General features: G+C 70.1%; 1 protein-coding gene and 1 pseudogene. One reads left to right on the top strand and one right to left on the bottom strand.

The genetic code is table 11. The annotated features are described in order from the left end of the window. Positions 1-122: 122 nt before the first annotated feature. Positions 123-551, top strand: a pseudogene (locus ABZ749_RS35245) (Nramp family divalent metal transporter); the annotation flags it as partial. A 72-nt stretch (positions 552-623) separates the two neighbouring features. Here the strand turns inward: ABZ749_RS35245 and ABZ749_RS35240 are convergent. Next, positions 624-1,362 (bottom strand): sugar nucleotide-binding protein (locus ABZ749_RS35240; protein ID WP_357235752.1); only part of this gene is annotated, 739 nt, incomplete at its 5' end.

Raw genomic sequence — 1,362 nt, 5'->3', positions numbered from 1 at the left:
GATCAAGGTTGCCGAGACGAGCCGCAAGGAGATGAACATCCGCACGCCGAGCGTCATGGCGGTGGTCGGCAAGCTCTCCGGCGGCAACCAGCAGATTTCGCGGTGGCGGCCCGGGGGGTGCGGACAGCCTGGAGGGGGTGCACGCCGGGCTCGGTCAGACCATCGGGACCGCCGCCGCGTTCGGCTTCGCCGTCGCCCTGCTGGTCTCGGGGCTCGCCTCGACGAGCGTCGGCACCTACGCCGGAGAAGTGATCATGCAGGGCTTCCTGCGGCGGCGGGTACCGTTGCTGCTGCGTCGGCTGGTCACCCTGCTGCCCGCGTTGGCCGTGCTCGCCATCGGCCTCGACCCGACCCGGGCGCTCGTGTTGTCCCAGGTCATCCTCAGCTTCGGCATCCCGTTCGCACTGATCCCGGTGGTCGCCTTCACCCGCCGACGCGACCTGATGGGCAACCTGGTCAACCACCCGCTCACCACCGCCGCCGCGTCCCTGGTGGCCGTGCTGGTGGTCGCGCTGAACGCCTTCCTGCTCTGGCAGGTCGTCGCCGGGTGAGTAGCCCGATCACGCGTGCACAACCCCGTCAACCAGATCGACCGACAACGGCTCGGCTGTTCAGGCTGGGGCTCAGGGGTTCACGACCTGGTAGGAGCCGGAGCGCACGTCGTCCGGCAGGGCGGGACCGCTGGTGCTCCAGCCGAACGTGTCGCGCGCCCTGTGGGAGGTGATGCGCGCCGAGGATCCGAGCAACGCGGCCATCGGCCCCATGGCGCTCTCGGCCTGTTCGGCGGTGATCGAGGTCGCGGTGGTTCCGGTCAAGTCCGCGATCGCCTCGGCAAGCTCGCGGAAGGTGAACTGTTGCGGTCCGGCCGCGTTGTAGGTGCCCGCCACCGGGCGCTCCAGCGCCGCCAGATACAGGCGGGCGAGGTCGTCCACGTGCACCGGGGTCCACTCGTTGTCGCCAGCGTCGATGTAGGTGGCCGCGCCCGACTGGGTCGCGGCGCCGATCAGACTGGTCAGCAGCAGGGAACCCCCGCGACCATAGACCAGACCCGCGCGGATGATGATGCTGTTCAGGCCCGCCGCCTCGCGCACCAGTCGCTCGCCGACGAGCTTGAACGGCTGCAGGCCCGGCTCCGGCAGTTCGGCGTCTTCATCGCGGGAATGGGTGGGGTCGAGCCCGTAGACCAGGTTCGTGCTGGTGTAGAGGAACGGCTTGCCGGTTCCCGCCGCGCCCGCCCCACGGGTCAGTGCCTCCACGGCAGCGGCCTCTGCCCTGATCGCGTCCTCGCCACCGAAATAGTCGACTGCGGTGTGCACCACCGCGTCGGCTTCCGCCGCAGCCTTCTCCAGGAGCGCGGTGTCG

It is taken from the genome of Micromonospora sp. NPDC047753, assembly GCF_040642735.1.
In the GTDB taxonomy this organism is placed as follows: Bacteria; Actinomycetota; Actinomycetes; order Mycobacteriales; family Micromonosporaceae; genus Micromonospora.
The sequence above is the reverse complement of the archived record's forward strand: the minus strand, read 5'-3'. Positions and strand labels throughout refer to the sequence as shown.